General features: G+C 73.3%; 13 protein-coding genes and 1 tRNA gene. 9 read left to right on the top strand and 5 right to left on the bottom strand.

The genetic code is table 11. From position 1 onward, the window contains the following. The first annotated feature begins 1 nt into the window (after position 1). The 3 genes from ACFZCD_RS01415 to ACFZCD_RS01405 all read left to right on the top strand — a co-directional run bounded on the left by ACFZCD_RS01415 (position 2) and on the right by ACFZCD_RS01405 (position 4,913). Positions 2-2,641: a condensation domain-containing protein gene (locus tag ACFZCD_RS01415; RefSeq protein ID WP_391826651.1), complete on the top strand. Its 2,640-nt coding sequence runs from the start codon at positions 2-4 to the stop codon at positions 2,639-2,641. Positions 2,642-3,037: 396 nt separating this feature from the next. Continuing rightward, entirely contained in the window at positions 3,038-3,466 is a 429-nt protein-coding gene (locus ACFZCD_RS01410; RefSeq protein ID WP_391826649.1) for a hypothetical protein, read from the top strand. A gap of 94 nt (positions 3,467-3,560) precedes the next feature. Next, positions 3,561-4,913: a PP2C family protein-serine/threonine phosphatase gene (locus ACFZCD_RS01405; protein ID WP_391826647.1), complete on the top strand. Its 1,353-nt coding sequence runs from the start codon at positions 3,561-3,563 to the stop codon at positions 4,911-4,913. Here ACFZCD_RS01405 and ACFZCD_RS01400 read toward each other — a convergent pair. Together ACFZCD_RS01400 and ACFZCD_RS01395 are read right to left on the bottom strand one after the other, a co-directional pair. Beyond that, complete coding sequence (locus ACFZCD_RS01400; protein ID WP_391826645.1) at positions 4,893-8,282, bottom strand: ATP-binding protein; 3,390 nt, start codon at positions 8,280-8,282, stop codon at positions 4,893-4,895. The genes ACFZCD_RS01405 and ACFZCD_RS01400 overlap by 21 nt on opposite strands. A gap of 179 nt (positions 8,283-8,461) precedes the next feature. Further along, positions 8,462-8,535, bottom strand: a tRNA-Lys gene (locus ACFZCD_RS01395). 156 nt (positions 8,536-8,691) lie between these two features. Between ACFZCD_RS01395 and ACFZCD_RS01390 the strand changes: the two genes are divergently transcribed. Next, complete coding sequence (locus tag ACFZCD_RS01390) at positions 8,692-9,111, top strand: hypothetical protein (protein ID WP_391826643.1); 420 nt, start codon at positions 8,692-8,694, stop codon at positions 9,109-9,111. A 36-nt stretch (positions 9,112-9,147) separates the two neighbouring features. On the opposite strand, the gene ACFZCD_RS01385 is transcribed toward ACFZCD_RS01390, so the two are convergent. Beyond that, a complete protein-coding gene (locus ACFZCD_RS01385; protein ID WP_391826641.1) occupies positions 9,148-9,960 on the bottom strand; it encodes an SDR family NAD(P)-dependent oxidoreductase in 813 nt (270 codons plus the stop codon). A 474-nt stretch (positions 9,961-10,434) separates the two neighbouring features. Between ACFZCD_RS01385 and ACFZCD_RS01380 the strand changes: the two genes are divergently transcribed. Together ACFZCD_RS01380 and ACFZCD_RS01375 are read left to right on the top strand one after the other, a co-directional pair. Continuing rightward, a complete protein-coding gene (locus tag ACFZCD_RS01380) occupies positions 10,435-10,767 on the top strand; it encodes a hypothetical protein (RefSeq protein WP_391826639.1) in 333 nt (110 codons plus the stop codon). Positions 10,768-10,833: 66 nt separating this feature from the next. Further along, positions 10,834-11,799, top strand: a complete 966-nt coding sequence (locus ACFZCD_RS01375) for a MurR/RpiR family transcriptional regulator (RefSeq protein ID WP_391826637.1) — start codon at positions 10,834-10,836, stop codon at positions 11,797-11,799. Between the two features lie 347 nt (positions 11,800-12,146). On the opposite strand, the gene ACFZCD_RS01370 is transcribed toward ACFZCD_RS01375, so the two are convergent. Next, complete coding sequence (locus ACFZCD_RS01370; protein WP_391826635.1) at positions 12,147-13,142, bottom strand: Lrp/AsnC family transcriptional regulator; 996 nt, start codon at positions 13,140-13,142, stop codon at positions 12,147-12,149. A 123-nt stretch (positions 13,143-13,265) separates the two neighbouring features. Between ACFZCD_RS01370 and ACFZCD_RS01365 the strand changes: the two genes are divergently transcribed. Both ACFZCD_RS01365 and ACFZCD_RS01360 read left to right on the top strand, forming a co-directional pair. Then, on the top strand, positions 13,266-14,813 hold the full coding sequence (locus tag ACFZCD_RS01365; protein WP_391826633.1) for an MFS transporter: 1,548 nt from the start codon (positions 13,266-13,268) through the stop codon (positions 14,811-14,813). A 153-nt stretch (positions 14,814-14,966) separates the two neighbouring features. Next, positions 14,967-15,362 (top strand): PPOX class F420-dependent oxidoreductase, encoded by a 396-nt coding sequence (locus ACFZCD_RS01360; protein ID WP_391826631.1) that lies wholly within the window; start codon positions 14,967-14,969, stop codon positions 15,360-15,362. 19 nt (positions 15,363-15,381) lie between these two features. On the opposite strand, the gene ACFZCD_RS01355 is transcribed toward ACFZCD_RS01360, so the two are convergent. Then, positions 15,382-16,224: a hypothetical protein gene (locus ACFZCD_RS01355; protein ID WP_391826629.1), complete on the bottom strand. Its 843-nt coding sequence runs from the start codon at positions 16,222-16,224 to the stop codon at positions 15,382-15,384. A gap of 39 nt (positions 16,225-16,263) precedes the next feature. Here ACFZCD_RS01355 and ACFZCD_RS01350 point away from each other — a divergent pair, with 39 nt between their 5' ends. Continuing rightward, a complete protein-coding gene (locus ACFZCD_RS01350; protein WP_391826627.1) occupies positions 16,264-16,986 on the top strand; it encodes a VC0807 family protein in 723 nt (240 codons plus the stop codon). The last annotated feature ends 139 nt before the right edge of the window (positions 16,987-17,125 follow it).

The raw sequence follows: 17,125 nt of genomic DNA, 5'->3' as shown, positions 1-17,125 counted from the left end.
GGTGAGCAGCACAGCCGGCGGTACGGCTGCGGAAGCCTCCCGGCAGGAGGCGCTGCTGCGGCTCGCCAGGCGTCGCAGCGCGGACGCCCGGGCCCGGCGGCAGGAGCGTCCCGCCGGCGGCGGCGAGGGCGACAGCCGGGCGCCGCTGTCCCACGCGCAGCACAGGATGTGGCTCATGGAGCGCCTGGGGCAGGGCGGTGCGGTCTACAACGTGCCGTTCGCGACCCGGGTCCGCGGCCCCTTCGACGCGGCCGCGTTCGGCCGGGCCCTCACCGGGCTGGTGCGCCGCCACGAGGTGCTGCGGACGCGCTACGGACACCGGGACGGCGAGCCGTACCAGGAGGTGACGGCGGCGCGGCAGGTGCCCGTGCGCACCGTGGACGCCTCCGGGGAGGCCGCCCGGAAGCTGCTGGGCGAGGAGGCGGCCCGCGGCTTCGACCTCGCGGCCGGTCCTGCGCTGCGAGCGCTGCAGGTGCGGCACAGCGAGGACGACCGCACCCTGCTGCTGACGTTCCCTCATATCGCCGTCGACGGCGGCTCCCTGGACGTGATCGCCCGCGAGCTGGGTGACCGCTACCGGGCGGAGACCGAGGGGCGCGAGGCGGAGCCGGAGCGGGCCGCGCCGCAGTACGCGGACTTCGCCCGGCGGGAACGGGCCGCCGCGGACGCGCTCGGCGAGGGCCTCGCGTACTGGACGGGGCGGCTCGCGGGTGCCCGCCCCGTGCCCCTGCCTCGCGGCGGGGCCGAGGCCGGCGCCCGGGGGCAGGCGCGGGTGCTGTCCGTCCCCCTGGAGCCCGGGACGGTCGAGGGGCTGCGGGCGGCGGGCCGCGCGCACCGCGCGACGCTGTTCACCGTCGTGCTGTCCGCGGCGTTCGCGGCGCTCCTGGAGGCGACCGGCGAGGAGGACCTCGTCATCGGCTGCGCCAGCAGCCACCGCGACACGGCGGGCGCGCGCGATCTGGTGGGCCTGTGCGTCAACACGCTGCCGATCCGGGCCGGCCTGTCCGGAGCCGGGGACACCGGAACGGTGCTGTCGCGCGTGAGGGACGCGCTCCTGGAGGCGCAGCGCCACCGCCACGTCCCCTTCGACCTCATGGTCGAGAGGCTCGGCGCGGCCGCCCGCGACAGCGGCGGCAACCCGCTGGTGGGCGTCACCGCGGACGTCCTGGCTCCGCCTCCCGTGCTGCGGCTGGCGGGGGCGGAGTGCGCGCCTGCCGACGTCGAGCTGGACGGGGTCAAGTTCGGCCTCGGCTTCTACCTGGACGAGGGGACGGCGGACGGCACGGAGCCGCGCTGCCTGGTGCGGTACGACCGCGGGCGCCTCGGCGAGGAGACGGCGCGGCGGCTGCTGGACGGCTTCGCCGGCGTCCTGGCGTCCGTCGCGGCGGGCGGGAACCGGCCGCTGTCCGCCGCCGGGCAGCGGCTCGCGGAGCCCGGCGCCCTGGCGGAGGGCCCGGCGGACGCGGGCCCCGGCGCCTCGGCCCCGGCCGTCATGGCGGTCTTCGGCGAGCTGCTGGGTGAACGTCCCGGCCCCGACGGGGACTTCTTCCTCCTCGGCGGGCACTCGCTGCTCGCGGTGCGGGTCGCCGAGCGCCTCCGCGAGCGGCTGCGGGTGCCGCTGACGGGGCTCGACGTGCTGGAGCAGCGCACTCCGCGGGCGCTGGGGGCGCTGCTGGACGAGCGGGCGCAGGCGCGCAGGCGCCCGGCCTCCCGCGGGACCTCCACAGCTGCGCGGCCCTCCGCGCGGGGCACGGTCCTCGTCACCGGCGGCAGCGGCGGTGTGGGGGCGTTCGTGCTGCAGGAGCTGGCCGCCCGCGGCCGCCCGGTCCGGGCGCTCGTACGGCCCGAGTCGGCGCATCTGGTGGCGGCCGACGGGGTCGAAGTGGCCGAGGGCGACCTCGCCGACGCGGAGAGCCTGCGCGCGGCGGTCTCGGGCGTGGACGCGGTCATCCACGCCGCCTGCACCTTCACCTCTCCCGAGGTGGACGTCGCGGCGATGCGGGCCCTGCTGGACGGCTGGCGGCGCGGCTCGTTCGTCTTCGTCAGCAGCGTGGACGCGTACGGGCGGCCGTCGGTGACCGATGTCGCCGAGGACGCCGTGCCCGAGGAGCCGCTCACCGCGTACGGGCGGGCCAAGCTCGACTGCGAGCGGATGCTGTGGGAGGCGGCGGGCCGTTCGGGCCGGGGCGGAGCCGCCGCGGTCCGCGCCCCGATCGTCTGGGGCCCGCACCCGCGGCTGCGGGACCAGCTGCGCTGGGGGGCGACCGGCGCCCTCTTCCAGGCCGCCCGCGCCGGGGAGCCGGTCGTCCTGCCGGCCGCGGGCGCCGTCCCCGCCTCGGGCGACCCGTGGTCCGGCGTTCCCTGGATCCACGCCGCGGCCCTGGCCCGGACCCTGGTGACGTGCGCCGAACGCCCCCCGCAGGGAACGGTCAACGCCATCGGGGGGCACGTCGGCTGGGAGGAGTTCGCCGGCGAGCTGATCCGCCTGCTGGGCAGCCCCAGCACCGTCACCGCCGCAGGCGACCGGGCCCCCGGCCTCCTGCACCGCCACCGCTACCGCGCCGAGGCCCTGGCCGAGGAGCTGGTGCCACGGCCGGGCGAGGACTGGCGCTCGGCGATCGCGGCGATGCTGGCCCTCTGACCGGCTGGCCGACCCGGCCCGCCCCGCCGCGGAAGCCGCCCGGCACGGGAAAACCGTCGGGCCACCAGGACATCGCCCTGGTGGCCCGACGGTATTACGTGCACCCGCCGTGAAGAACGACGCGACCCGGCGGAGGTCACGGGCCCGCGCGCACCGAGACCGAAGCCGTGCTGCGCCGCATCCTCATCCCCGACCCCGCCCTGGCCTCCCCGCCTTCCCCTCCCGCCCCGTCTTTTCGCGCCGTCCCCCGACGTGGCCTGAAATCGCCGCTGCACACGGTGAATGTCACGTAACATCCGTGATCTCACACGAAATACGAACAACTGTCGCAACCGCCGGGCGGGCGGCCCTCCGGTGCGCCCGGGCTCCGCGGCGGTTCAGGGGGAGGAAACCTCGATGACGTCGTCCCGTTTCGCACGCCGCCTCGCCGGCACCGCGGCCGCTGCGCTCGTGATCGGCGCGGGCGCGCTCGCCACCGCGCCGTCCGCTGCCGCCAAGGCCAACCTCCTGTCGATCGGCAGGGTGGCGCTCCAGGAGCCCGGCCTGCGGGCGGACGTCACGTACTCCTGCGACCCGGGCATGAACCACCAGCTCGTCGCCAACGCGGTCAAGCTCGGTTCGACCGGCCACGACGAGTCCATCGCCGCCGGCACGATCAAGACCGACAAGCTCACCTGCGACTACGACAGCCACGCCGCCCGGGTGACGCTGCGCCCCGCCACCGGCGCGCACTTCGCCAAGGGCGACCGGGTGAAGGTCACGGTCTTCTACTTCGACAACGACGGCTTCAGCTACGCCCACCAGGAGACCGTCGCGGCTCTGTGAGGCACCGGGTGCCGGAGCGCGGACGCTCCGGCGCCACCGGCCGACATACGGGTATTCGCCACGTCGCGCACGCCGAGTCACTAGCCTGTGGCCGGTGGCAGCAAGCGAGACAGATCACGACGACCGTCCCCCGCACCGCCTCCCCAGGCGGCGGCTGAGCCTCACCGCGGACCTCGACAGGCTCGGGGAACAGCTGGCCGAATTCGCCCGCGCCCAGGAGCGGATGCGGGGGTTACTGGAAGCCATACTCACCATCAGCGGCGAGCTGGAGCTCCCCGTCGTGCTCCGCCGCATCGTGACGACGGCGATGGAGCTGGTGGGGGCGCGGTACGGGGCCCTCGGCGTGCTGAACGAAGAGGGCACCAAGCTCGCCGAGTTCATCCCCGTGGGCCTGGGCCGCGAGGAGGAGGAACGGTTGACCGGGGTGGCCCTCCCCCACGGCGAGGGCCTCCTCGGACTGCTGATCACCGACCCGCGCCCGCTGCGCGTGGACACCATCGCCGGCCACCCGCAGGCCGCGCAGTTCCCGCCGGGGCACCCGCCCATGCGCTCGCTGCTCGGCGTCGCCATCACCGTACGGGGCAAGGTCTACGGCAACCTCTACCTCACCGACCGGCAGGGCGGCGGCTCCTTCGACGCCGACGACGAGTCGGTGGTCGTCGCGCTGGCCGGGGCGGCCGGCGTCGCCATCGAGAACGCCCGGCTCTACGGCCGCGTCCGGTCCGGGGCGGAGCAGTTCCAGCGGCTGCTGCTGCCGAGCCTGCCCGACCTCTCCCCGTTCGACGCCTGGGCGATGTACCAGCCCGCCGCGGATCCGGCGCTGCTGGGCGGCGACTGGTACGACGCGCTGGTGCTGCCCGACGACAGCCGCGTGATGATCGTCGGAGACGTGCTCGGCCACGACGTCCGGGCCGCTGCCACCATGGCCCAGATCCGCAACATGCTGCGCGCCCTCGCCTACGACTCGGACACCGTGCCCAGCGAGCTCCTCAGCCGCCTGGACCGCACCCTGGAGGCGGTCGCCGAGCCCACGATGGCGACCGCGTGCCTGGTGCATCTGGTGCCCCAGGGGGATGCGTGGTCCCTGGTCTGGAGCAGCGCGGGGCACCCGCCGCCCCTGGTGGTGACCGCCGACGGCACCACGCACTTCCTCGACGCGGAGCCCGACGTGCCGATCGGCGTCGACGCCGGGTTCGCCCGCCACGACCACCGCTACGTGCTGCCCGCGGGGGCCACCGTCCTGATGTTCACCGACGGCCTGGTGGAGCGTCCCGGCTACGGCCTGGACGACGGTCTCCGCACGATCGCCGAGGTCGCCGCGGCCCACGCGGGAGCCCCGCTCGACGTCCTCGGCCGGGCCGTGGCCGAGGCCCGGCCGAGTGACGGCCACGACGATCTGGCGCTGCTGGTGCTGCGGGCGCCGGGTTCAGTCGGAGGGGGTCCGTGACCGGTCGGCCATTTCCTCCCAGAACTTCCGCAGTTCACCCGGTGTCATGCCGTGCCAGGACGCTCCCTTGCGTCCCCTCCAGGAGAAGGGGTTGAGGAAGCTGCTCCTGCGGTAGCGGCGCAGCAGCGCCTGCTGCTGCCGGCAGAACGTCTCGCGCAGCTCGGCCCGTGGCTGCGAGCCCATCGCGGGGTAGGGGCACAGTTCGAAGGGGCAGTCGCGCAGGCAGGTGCTTCCCGGCGGCGCGTTCCCGGCCGTGCCGACGGTCCGCCGGGGGCGGAAGGGGCGCCGGTCGCCGGTGAAGCAGGGGGGCAGTACGGTGCGGTCCGCGCGTTCGAGCCGCGCTTCCAGCTCGGCCGGCTGCTCGCCGTCCCGTTCGGTGAGGTTGCGCAGCAGGAAGACGTCGCCGAGGAGTTGCTGGGCGCGTGGGTGCAGGGTGCTCCAGCCCACCGACGGCGGAATCCAGAGGCTGTGCTTGCGGTAGGCGCCGGAATGCGCGGGGCTGGAGCCGATCTTGTTCACCGCGCCGATCTCGTCGATCCAGATGAACCGCTCCGGGCGCCCGCTCTCCAGGGCGAGCACCGCGAGGTTGGCGGCCTCGGCGACGAAGGGGTGCAGCCGGTCCCCCTTCGCGGTGCGGTCGCCCGGGTACTGGGCGCGGGAGTCCTGTTTGCTGCCCGCCAGGGACAGCCAGCGCTCCACCGCCTGCGTGGGGTCGGTCTTCTTCGCCGGGTGGGCGGTGCCGGAACCGTCCTGCGGAGCCCGCTCCATGCGGTCCGGGAGTTCCCACAGGCACAGGGCGTGGATGAGCGTCATCTGGGTGTACCAGTAGCGGGCGTGGGCCAGCATGGTCTCCGCCTGGGTGACGAGGAATTCGCGGGCCTTCTCGTCGGTGTGCGGATGCCGTTGCCTCCGGTTGGCCGCGCTCTTGAACCCCTGGGCCAGGGCGATCTCCAGTGAGAGCGGCAGGTCCGCCCCGTGGGAACGGGCGTGCTGGGGCTCCAGGTGGGCGAGCCAGAGGGCGAGCCTCTCCTTGGCCTGTTCCCGGTGCATTTCGGACACCGAACCGACCATCATGGGGACGAGCCAGGCCCGCATGACGAATCGCCGCCAGATCCTGAGCCGCTGCTCGCACGCTTCGTCGAGCTGCTTCCGGAACTGCACGTGCGTCTCCTCGTCGTCGGGCCGCAGCCTGACGAAGATCTCGCGCTTCCGGTGCTCGGCGTGCGCCTGCTCGCGCATGGCCGATTCGTACTGCACCCAGGGGTCGTCCCTCCCGGGTTCGCCCTTCTTGGGCAGGGGGAACATGGTGCGCAGGACGTCGAACGCCCTGTCGCCGCCGGCGCCGATCTCCTGGGCGATGGCGAGCTGGATCGGGTACGAGGGCTCGACGGTGGCGATTTTGAAGAACCATTCGTAGGCCGGGCATCCGCCGTGGGCGGGGTCGTGCTCGCTCTCCGCCGCGCCGATGGCCCGCAGCACCTCTCCGAACCGGTGCACGAGCCTTTGCTTCGCGCTCTCGATCGTCCTGCGGTCGCCGGCCGTGACGGCACTCCACCGTCTGAAGAGCGTTTCGGCGATGCGCAGGTGTTCGGCGGCTCCTGCGACCCTGTCGATTTCGAGGGCGGCGGCGTACATGTCGAGGGCTTTGGCGTCCTTGCGCTGTTTCGCCGCTTCGGTCAGGAGGTGAGCGACGGGCTGCTGCGGTCCCGCGTCCTCCGACCGGGAGTTCAGGGTCAGCCCGATGAGGAGTTCCCGGCCGGGACCGGGCTCCTCCAGGGCACGGGCCAGGGCACCGTGCTCGTTGATGGCGAGGTAGCCGGAGCCGAGGTACGCCTGGAGGATGCTGTGCTGGAAGCGGACCCTCTCCCCCCGGGTCTCGACCAGGCCGAGTTGCTCTCCCTGCGTGGCGCACAGCGACAGGAGCGCGTGCCGCCTGAGCGCATCGGTCTCCTCCCGGCAGTCCTCGCCGAGCCGCTCGAAGAGACGCTCCAGGACTTCTTCCGCCATGCCGGTCCCTCCCAGCAGATCGCTGAGCCGGACCTCCAGTTGGTCCTGCAGCAATCCGATTCCGGCAAGTGCGGAGATGACCTCGACGACCTTCTCGCGCTGACACGGGTCCAGCGCTATCTCGTCGTGGATGCGCCCGGCGATCAGGGCGTCCCGCCATGCGTCGAGCAAGCGCCGCTGCAGACCCGTCCTGTCGGCGCTCCGGGTGTCCAGCTCGGTCCAGCGCTTGGCGCCGGACAGGTGCTCCAGGAGGTGGTGGTCCCGCAGTTGGCGCGCGATCTGCAGGTACAGCGGTGACTCGGCGACGGCCGCCGTCTCGACGATCCAGTCCATGCGGTGGTCGTCCAGGTCCGGGTGACCGTCCTCCAGGTATTCCAGCGCCGCCTCCTCGCTCAGCGGCTCCAGGTCGATGACCGCGGCCCGGGTGTGCTCCAGCGGCGCGTGGGGGCGGGAAGCGATCACCAGGGGAAGCTTCTGCTCTTCCGCCCGTTCGATCGCCCGGCGGATGAGGACGTCCCGCTCCTTCTGGTCACCGCCGTCGGCGTACGTCTCCTCCAGGCCGTCGGCGAGGACGACGGCCTTGTCGTCCATGCACAGCTGGCGCCACACCCTCTCGCTGTGGCGGGCGGAGATCACGTCACGGTCCGCCATCTCGCTGAAGCGCTTCATCGCCGCGTCGCGGAAGTCGAGGCGCGCTCCGTCCAGATCGACGTCCCGCAGTCTGACCGGGACGGGGACGGCGCCCCTGCGGGCGAGCATCTGGGTGAGCTGTACGAGGACCGACGTCTTCCCGGCGCCCACACCGCCCACGAGCAGGTACGGCCGCCGGGTCCGCCGGTCGCGCAGGCCGCGGGCGATGACCAGGCACATCTCCATGCGCCCGACCACGCCCGCGACGACCGGCCCGGCCGTCGGCACGACGCTGCGCGGATCCTTCCTGGCCGCCCGGTTCATGGACCGGCGGACCGAGCCGTAGGTCAGGACGAGGAAGGCGAGGGTGGCGAGCCCGAGGCTCAGGAACGGGTTGAGGAAGCCGAAGACCACCGAGCAGGCGTCGCCTCTCGCCGAGCACCACTTCGTCACGGGGGACGTCTCCCCTGCGACGAGCGCGAAGACGGCGAAGCCGACCCAGGCCAGGAGGACCGGCACGGCCACGTAGGAGAGCAGTTGGAGGGGCGACCGTCTCATCCGCCACCGCTGGGCCGGCGCGACCCTGCCGCGGGCGGCCAGCCGGACCCGCAGGGCGCGCTCGGCGCGGCCGGCGGAATCCACGGCGCGGGAGAGGAACCGCCGCGGCCGCACCAGGAGCGGGGCCCTCTCCGGGGCGACCTTGCCTTTCGGGTGCTTGATGGCATAGCCCATGGCGGTCAGCGCCTTCCGTGGCAGATGACGGCACCCTTCCATCGTGAGCGGGCCACCGGCGGGTGTCGAATTGCGGAGGCGTCACGGAAAGCAGTACGGGAATTGCAATCCGTAGCGGCGGAAGTCCGCGGAAGGAATGGGAAAAGCCCCCTCCGGCTCACCGGAGGGGGCTTTCGCTGTGCGCCGCCAGGGACTCGAACCCCGGACCCGCTGATTAAGAGTCAGCTGCTCTAACCAACTGAGCTAGCGGCGCGCGACATGAATATTACACGACTTCCACGGGCCGCTGACCGGCGAGAACCGGGGGCCCCGGGGGCTTCGCATGGACATCGGTGCCTGCAGGGGAAACGATGGAGGGGAGGGTCGCCTGATCTACAGGCTGCTGTCATCAGACAAGGGAGGTCGTCCCATGTCATCCACCCTCCATTCGCACTCGGAGAGAACTCAGGCCGCCGCCGGTGGTCTCACGCTGTTCGCGGCCGTGATGATGATGGTCGTGGGCTTCGTGGATGTCTTCCGAGGCATCATGGGAATCGTCCATGACCCCGTTTTCGTGCACACGCCGGACTACGTGTTCAAGTTCAGTCTGGCGGGCTGGGGCTGGATCCATCTGCTCCTCGGCATCGCCGCGCTCATGGTGGGCGTCGGGCTGTTCAAGGTGAGCCTGTGGGCCAGGATCCTCGGCGTGGTCGTCGCGGCCCTGCTGCTGCTGGTGAACTTCCTGTCGATCCCCTACTACCCGCTGTGGTCGATCGTGGCCATCGCCCTGTGCGCCTTCGTGATCTGGGGGCTGTGCGTGGTCCGGACCGACGACTCGACGAGAGCCTGAGCGCCGCTCCGGACCGGAGGCGGTGAGGGGGCGCGCTCAGGCGCGCTTGCCCACCAGCTGGTCGGCGAGCTTGCACAGGCGGCGCACGGTGCGGTCCTCCAGGGCCACGGGGGCGGCGGGCGAGAGCGCGGTGCGGTCGTAGTACGCGCCGGGAACGACCTCGGTCGCCGGGTCGCACAGCCGCACCACGCGCTCGGCGCCCTCGATCGCGGAGTCGCCCTCGTGCGCGTACAGCGGCAGAAGGGCGGTGTCGCAGATGCCGGGGTGCACGCTGACCGAGGTCCAGGGCGCGTCCTCGCGGGCGAAGATCGTGAGGGCGAGCTGGGACTGGGCGTAGGCGGCGAGGCGGGAGTAGCGCTTGCCGCGGTGCGGGTCGTTCCACGCGATGGACGCGGTGCGGTGCATCGAGGACGACACGTTGACGACGCGGCTGCCGGGGCGGGCGCTGAGCGGGCCGGTGAGCTCGTGGGTGAGCAGGTAGGCGGCGAGGAAGTTGACCTGGAGGGCGAGTTCGTTGCCGTCGCCGGTCAGGACGCGCCGCTCGGGCGCGGCCACGGCGGCGTTGTTGACGAGGACGTCCAGCACGGGGTGCTCGTCGGCGATGCGCGCGGCCATGGCGCGGACCTCGTCGAGGCGGGAGAAGTCGGCGACGGCGAGGCGCAGCTGCAGGATGCCGGCGCCGGCCGCGACCAGGCGGGCGACGGCGTCGTCGCCGGAGGCCTGGTCCGGGGCATGGACGATGACCGTGTCGCCCCGGCCGGCGAGCAGCCGCGCGGTCTCCCAGCCGATGCCGGAGGTGGCGCCGGTGACCAGCACGGTCCGGGGGGAGGTCGGGACAGCAGAAGACATGGTGATCCATTCCGGGAACGGGTGTTGCGGCAGTGCTCCGCGGGATGACGGGCCTGCCGTGCGAGCGATGGCGCCGTGGCACCGGGCGCGCCGATGGGCGCCCGGTGAGCGGCGGTGGGAGAGGTGTGCGGCCGCGCATGGGGCGCGGCCGTCTCCGGTGAGGCGGTGCGGCTAGCGCACCGGACGCACCCGGCGCACGGTGCCGGGCGTCGCCGTATGGGGCGGCCGGTCGTCGTGGCGCAGGTGGCTGTTCACGTCATCCATCCAAGGGCGCGGCGTGCGGGCGCACAAGCGCCGGTGCGCTTTCCTTACGGCGCCCTGACGGACCGTCGGCAGACCGCCGGGCACCGCCGCCCCCGCTCGGCCACCGCCGCGCGTTCCCCGGGTGACCATGCCCGCCTCCGGTCGTTCACCGTGTGAAGACTTTCCGGGCATTCCTTGGAATTCCGCCGCAATCGAGTCGAAGGATCAGCGATGCGTTTCTTCCGCCCCGCACTCGTCGCCGTCGTCCTCGCCGGGTGCGCCCTCGCGCCGGCCGCACCCGCGGGCGCGACGGCCGCCGCCCGTGCCGCCAGGGGCTGGTTCGCCTGGGTGGGGCCCAAGGGCACGCCGTTCTACGTCGAGAACCCGCCGGAGGGCCGGTGCCTCACCATGAGCGACGAGGCTCGCGGCGCGCACAACGGAACGGCGGTCCCGGCGACCGTGTACTCGGCGAAGGAGTGCAAGGGGACCCCGCTGCGCCTGCCGCCGGGCCACGAGGCGCCCCGCAGCGCGTCCTTCGCGAGTGTGAAGTTCGGTTCGCACTGACGCCCGGGGCCCGGTGGTGCCCATCCGCTATGTTGAGCGGAAGCGGGACGAGAAGGAGGCGCACCGGTGCCAGCAGGGCAGCAGCCACGCGCGCAGGCGTCGCAGCAGGCACGTGCGCAGGCGTCTGCCATCACGCCCGGCAGCCACGGGAAGACGGGCGGCCGGCCCCCGGCGGCGGAGCCGGCGCCCGCGGACAAGGTCCGGGCCCTGTTCGGCGGTCACCGGCTGTCGCCCGGGCAGCGGCGCATCGCGCAGTACATCACCGACCACCTCACCGAGGCCGCGTTCCTGTCGATCACGGACCTCGCCGAGCGGGTGGGCGTGAGCCAGCCCTCGGTGACCCGCTTCGCGTCCTCCGTCGGCTTCAGCGGCTACCCCGCCCTGCGCGAGGCCCTGCAGCCCATCGCCCTGAGCGCCGTCGCCGGCTCCCCCGGTGCGCGCGAGAAGGACCTCCGCAACGAGCTGCAGGCGGCCGTGGACGCCGAGATCGCGAACCTGGAGAGCCTGCGCCGCGCGTTCACGGACACCGACCGGGTGCTGGAGATCGGCCGCGAACTGGCCCGGTCCGTCCCGCTGACCGTCCTCGGCCTGAGGATCTCCGTCTCGCTGGCGGAGTACTTCGCCTACGCGGCGAAGCGGATCCACCCGGACGTGCGGCTGGTGTCCCGCGGGGGCAGCGTCGCCTACGACGCCCTGCTCCAGTCGCGGGAGGCGGGCGGCACGTGGGTGCTCGCGTTCGCGATGCCCCGGCACTCCAAGGAGATGCTGGCGGCGATGCGGGCCGCGCGCAGCACGGGGCTGCGCGTCGCGCTGATCACGGACGCGGCCCTCGGCCCGCTGGCCGAGGAGGCCGACGTGGCACTCACGGCCGGCACGGGGTCGCGGCTCGTCTTCGACTCGTACGCGGCGCCCGGGATCCTCTCCGCTGCGCTCCTGCAGGCCATGGCCGACGCCGATCCCGAGCGCACGCAGCTCCGGCTGGAGAAGTACGAGCAGGCGGCCGAGCAGCACGACTTCTTCCTCGGCGACTGAGAGCAGGAGCACAGTCCCGGGCCTCCTGCCCCGGCAGACCTGGACTTTTCCCTCCGGATCGCCGCCCCGCACCGAATGAAAATTTTCATACCCTTGCTTACTGGGCAGTAAATATATTTACTTCGGGTGGCACCCGGGCCTGCAGCGCTCGCGACGGCGAGTACCCGGGGCGCCAGTGAGCGAACACCAGGGACGAGACCCTCCTCATCGCCCCTGCGCGTTCCGTTCGGGTGCTCCGCTCCCCTCGGACACCCACCGGCGGTCCCGGTCTACCCCTGGACCGGGGCCGCCGGCAATCAACTTCCCGGCTCTTCGTCACTTCCGTCACTTCGCGGGATCCGTGCGCGTCACGGCGCGTCGAAGAGCCGGCTGCCGTCGCTCAGCAGCCCGGCCCGCTTCACCTGCCGGAGCACCGGAAGGACCTCCAGCCGGTGCACGGCGGTCAGCGCGCCGATCCCCTCGGTCATGTACCGGTAGAGGTCGCGCTGATCGCGGCAGAGCACCGTCGCGGCCAGGTTGGCCGCGCCGGTCACCGCCGCGACGAACGGCACCTGGGGGTGGCCGGCGAGCGCCCGGCCGACCGCCGCCAGCTCGCTCGGCACGACCGTGGCGGAGAGTCCGGCCTCCATCCCGTAGCCGAGGTGGACGGGGTGGATCTCGACGTCGAAGGCGAGCGCGCCGCTCCCCCGCAGGTGTTCGACGCGGCGCCGGACCGTGGACTCCGACCGGCCGGCCGCCCTGGCGAGCTCGGGGTAGCCCGCCCTGCCGTCCCGGCCGAGCACGGCCAGCAGCGCGTAGTCGGAGTCGTCGAGCCGGACGGCGCCGTCGTCGCTCACCGGCGCCGGCTCCAGCGCCGCGATCTGCTCATCGGTGAGGCCGTCCGTACCGAACCACCGGCCCGGGCCGGTGGCGTACCGGTGCAGCATGGTCTGCGCCGCGACGCCCGTGACCTGCTGGGTGCGCGGCAGCTTGCGGAGCAGGAGCGCTTCGTGGTCCTCGCGCGTGCGGGAGCTCACGAGGCAGCCCACCTCCGTACCGCCCGAGAAGATCTTGACCCATCCCGTGTCGGGACGGCGCGCCAGCGCCTCGGCGATGGCGACGGCCGCGCCCGGGACGCACTGGATGCGCAGCCGGGATTCGTAGAGGCCGACGCGGTCGCCCACGGGGAGGCCGAGCACGCGGAGCAGGCCCGCACCGCGCAGCCGGCGGTAGCGGCGGATCACCGTCTGGTCCGTGGTGCCGAGGACGGCGGCGATGCGGCTGAAGGCGGCCCGGCCGTCGATCATCAGCGCCTGGACCAGCTGCCGGTCGAGGGGGTCGAACGTCTGCTCGTCGTCGGTCATGCTTTCCATCATTCCATGGCCCGCGCATGAGGGATTCCGTCATCCGTAGGGCCGTGATTTCGGAGAAACAGCCACCGGGTGCGACCTTCGAGGCCGTTCGACAAGACCCTCCGGAGGTTCGGAATGCGTAAGTGGCTGCCGCTCGTAGCGGTGTGCCTGGGGACGTTCATGCTGCTCGTGGACGTGACGATCGTCGTCGTGGCCCTTCCCGACATGGCCGCGAGCCTGCACACCTCGTTCGCGGACCTGCAGTGGGTGATGGACATCTACGCGCTCGCGCTCGCCGCGCTGCTGCTGGGTGTCGGTTCCCTCGCCGACCGGATCGGTCACAAGCAGGTCTACGTGGCGGGGCTCGGGCTCTTCGCCCTCGCGTCGCTGGCCTGCGGACTGGCGACCGGACCGCAGGCCCTGATCGTCTTCCGCGGCGTCCAGGGCATCGGCGGAGCCGCGATGCTCGCGACGACGACGGCCCTGATCAGCAGCATCTACCACGGCCGGGACCGCGGCGTGGCCTTCGGCGCCTGGGGCGCGGTCAGCGGGGCCGCCTCGGCGGCCGGGCCCGTCATGGGCGGTCTGCTGACCGAGCACCTGGACTGGCGCTGGATCTTCTTCGTGAACCTGCCCATCAGCGTGCTGGCCGTCGTGATGACGCTGCGCTTCGTCGCCGCGGCGGCGCCGCGGCGCGGCAGGGGCGTGGACGTGCCCGGTCTGGCCGCGTTCACCGTGGCGGCGGGCAGTGCGACGTACGCGCTGATCAAGGGCAACGACTACGGCTGGACGTCGGCCGCCACCCTCGGCCTCTTCGGGCTCGCCGCCGTCGCGCTCATCGCGTTCCTGCTGATCGAGACGCGCCGCGAGCAGCCGCTGCTCGACCTGTCGCTGTTCCGCCGGGCGTCGTTCTCCGGTCTGATGGCGGCCGCGGTGCTGCTGTCCGTCGCCGCGTTCTCGTACCTCGCCTACACCTCGCTGTGGCTGCAGTCCGTCCGCGGCATGGGACCGGTGGCGGCGGGGCTGACCTGCCTGCCCATGAGTGCGGCCGCGTTCGTGGTCGCCTCGCTGGCCGGGCGCTTCCTGCACGACGTCTCGCCGCGCTGGACCATCGGCGCCGGGCTGCTGCTGATCGGTACGGGCGCGTTCCTGCAGGCGACCGTGGACGCGGGGTCGACGTGGACCGCCCTCGTGCCGGGCCTCGCGGTGACCGGCATCGGCGTCGGCATCGCCACGCCCATGCTGGCCTCGGCGGCGATGGCCTCCGTCGCGCCGGAGCGCGGCGGGATGGCCAGCGGCGCCGTCAACACCGCCCGCCAGCTGGGGAACGCCCTCGGCATCGCCGTCCTGGGCGTGGTCTTCCACGCCGGGCTGACGGGCTCGCTCCGCGACCACGGGGGCGCGGCCGTCGCCGACCCCGGCGCGACCGCCGACGCGCTGGCGGGCGGCCAGGCGGGGGCCGTGGTCGCCCACGCGGCGCCCGCGCAGCGGGAGGTGCTCGGCGGGCTGGTGCACGAGGCCTTCGCGGCCGGCCTGCGGGAGACGTTCCTCGTCTCCGGCGCGCTGGGGATCCTGGGCGGCCTGATCACCCTGGCCCTGGTCCGCCGCCCGGCAAAACCGGCCGCCGCCCCGCAGCCCGCCCCGCGGGCCGGGGAGCGTGTGGGCGCGGCAACGGGCTCGTAGGGAAGGTGCCCTGCCGGCGAGTCTTCGCCGGCAGGGCCGCACGGCCCGGCACCACCGGTCAGCCGCATGTGCCCCGCACCGGGAAGAACGCGGCCCCGGCTTCCGTTCCACGCAAGCGTGCTCATACGGAGTGCCGGACAGAAGGGTGAGGCCGTGTCAGTAGCGTTCAACGAGGAGACCCGCCGGCTTCTGGACGGGAGGAACTTCGCCACCGTCGCGACGCTGAACCGGGACGGCGGGCCGCAGACCTCGGTGGTCTGGATAGCCAGGGACGGAGACGCGGTGCTGTTCTCCACCACGGCAGGACGGCAGAAGGCCCGGAATCTCACCCGGGACCCACGGGTCAGCCTCACCGTCTACGACACCGGGAACCCGTACCACTCCGTGGACATCCGCGGCACCGCCGAACTGATCGAGGACCCGGAGAAGTCGCTTCCGCGCGAGCTCTCGCAGAAGTACCTCGGCGAGGAGCCGCCCGCCGAGCCGGACGACGTCCTCCGGCTGATCGTCCGGGTGACTCCGCAGAGGGTCTCCGGCTTCTCCGTCTGACGCCGGCGGCCTTCGGGCGTTACGGCGCATCGCCGGCTATCACGCCCTCCACGTACGCCGTCACAGGCGGGCCGAAGTGGGCGAAGGCCCGTCCTACCGTGGCCAGGAGGGCGGGCAACGGCCAATCTCCGGGGAGGAGTTCGGGCGGGAGGCCGGGCGGGGTGCGGAGCGTGTCGACGAGGCTGCCGCCGAAGAGCTGCACGTAGGCCGCGAGGGCCGCGGCGCTCGGACCCGGCGGTACGGGCTGCTCCTCGACTGCCGCGCGCAAGCGCGCGTCGTGCTCGCGGTAGCGCCGGGCGAGCTCCGCCAGTTCCCAGGCGCGGTAGGCGGCTCGGGCGGCGTCGGCGGGGGAGAGTTCGATGCGCCCGAAGTACACGGTCCCCTCCTCGGGAGGCCCGCCGAGTTCGGCCAGCAGGTGGTCGCGGCGGTCGGCCGGGGAGATGAGGACGCCGGGCTGCATGAGGCCGTAGCGGGCGAGCGCGGCGGCCCGGCGCAGCCGGTCGCGATAGGCCCGCCGCGCTTCCGGCACGGTGTAGAAGACGGCGTGGAAGCCGCCGTCCCAGGGCGGCGGTTCGGGCGCCCCCCGGCGGATCCGCCGGAACGACTCCAGGAAGGTGCCGACGAGGCGGTAGTCGGCCCCGCGGCCGCGCGGGGACGCGGCGATGAGGCCGTCCCGGCGCATGCGGGCGATGAGGGAGCGGGCCCCGGCCGGCGTGAGTCCCACGTCGGTGAGCAGCTTCACCAGTGCGACGCCGGGAAGCTCCTCGCGTCCGGCCACTCCGTAAAGGAACGGCACCAGACCGACGTTGGCGCCGCGTGAGACGCTCGCACCGAGCTGACGACCTGTTACTCTCTCGCTCACGATCGTGAGCATATGCGATACATGAGAAACGGGGCAGTCATGACGGGCAAGACCAGCGGACGCGGCGGCGGAATCAAGGCGCTGATGAACTGGGGGCCGGCGATCCTCTTCGGCGTGATCCTGCCGTTCGTCACCTACGGGATGCTCACCGACCACGGTGTGAGCAACGTGAAGGCGCTGCTGCTGATTTCGCTGCTGCCGGCCCTCGAGAACCTCCTGCACTTCGCGATCAAGCGCCGGCCGGACGAGTTCGGCATCATGATGCTGGTGCTGATGCTGCTCGGTGCGCTCAGCGCGATGGCGTACAACACCACCGAGCTGGTGTTCCTCAAGGACTCGGCGATCACCGGCCTGCTGGGGCTGGCGTACCTGGGCAGCCTGGTGATGCGCCGGCCGGCGATGTTCTACCTGGGCCGCAAGTTCGGCACGGACGGCAGCCCCGAGGGCCTGGCCCACTGGAACGGCCTGTGGCAGTACCCGGGCTTCCGCCGGATGCAGTACCTGCTGACCTCGGTGTGGGGCGCGGGCTTCCTGCTGGAGGCCGTCGTCCGCGTGGTGCTCACGTACACGCTGCCGACCGGGGCCATGGTGCTCGTGAACAATGTGCTGCCGCTCGTGGTGGTGGCGGCGCTGGTCACCTGGACGGCGGCGATGGGCAAGCGCGGCCGGGCCCGTTCGGCGGCGGTCCGGGCGGCGGCCGCCGCGACCGAGGCGGAGGCCCGGCCGGTGGCCGCCGAGCCCGCGGTGCCGGCTTCGGCGTAGGGGCGTCGTCCCGGTGCGGGGGGGGGGGGGGGGGGGGGGGGGGCCGGGGGCCCCCCCCCCCCCCGCCCCCCCCCCGGCCCCCCCCCCCCGCCCCGCAAGGCGGGGCCCCAACCCCGCCCCCCCCCACGGTTTTACCCCC

This window comes from Streptomyces sp. NPDC008001 (genome assembly GCF_042958085.1).
In the GTDB taxonomy this organism is placed as follows: Bacteria; Actinomycetota; Actinomycetes; order Streptomycetales; family Streptomycetaceae; genus Streptomyces.
The sequence above is the reverse complement of the archived record's forward strand: the minus strand, read 5'-3'. Positions and strand labels throughout refer to the sequence as shown.

Excerpts from the sequence above, each read along its gene's own strand:
- ACFZCD_RS01410 (WP_391826649.1), top strand. The coding sequence starts at position 3,038 with ATGACGTCGTCCCGTTTCGCACGCCGCCTCGCCGGCACCGCGGCCGCT.
- ACFZCD_RS01400 (WP_391826645.1), bottom strand. The coding sequence starts at position 8,282 with ATGGGCTATGCCATCAAGCACCCGAAAGGCAAGGTCGCCCCGGAGAGG.
- ACFZCD_RS01390 (WP_391826643.1), top strand. The coding sequence starts at position 8,692 with ATGTCATCCACCCTCCATTCGCACTCGGAGAGAACTCAGGCCGCCGCC.
- ACFZCD_RS01385 (WP_391826641.1), bottom strand. The coding sequence starts at position 9,960 with ATGTCTTCTGCTGTCCCGACCTCCCCCCGGACCGTGCTGGTCACCGGC.
- ACFZCD_RS01380 (WP_391826639.1), top strand. The coding sequence starts at position 10,435 with ATGCGTTTCTTCCGCCCCGCACTCGTCGCCGTCGTCCTCGCCGGGTGC.
- ACFZCD_RS01370 (WP_391826635.1), bottom strand. The coding sequence starts at position 13,142 with ATGACCGACGACGAGCAGACGTTCGACCCCCTCGACCGGCAGCTGGTC.
- ACFZCD_RS01365 (WP_391826633.1), top strand. The coding sequence starts at position 13,266 with ATGCGTAAGTGGCTGCCGCTCGTAGCGGTGTGCCTGGGGACGTTCATG.
- ACFZCD_RS01350 (WP_391826627.1), top strand. The coding sequence starts at position 16,264 with ATGACGGGCAAGACCAGCGGACGCGGCGGCGGAATCAAGGCGCTGATG.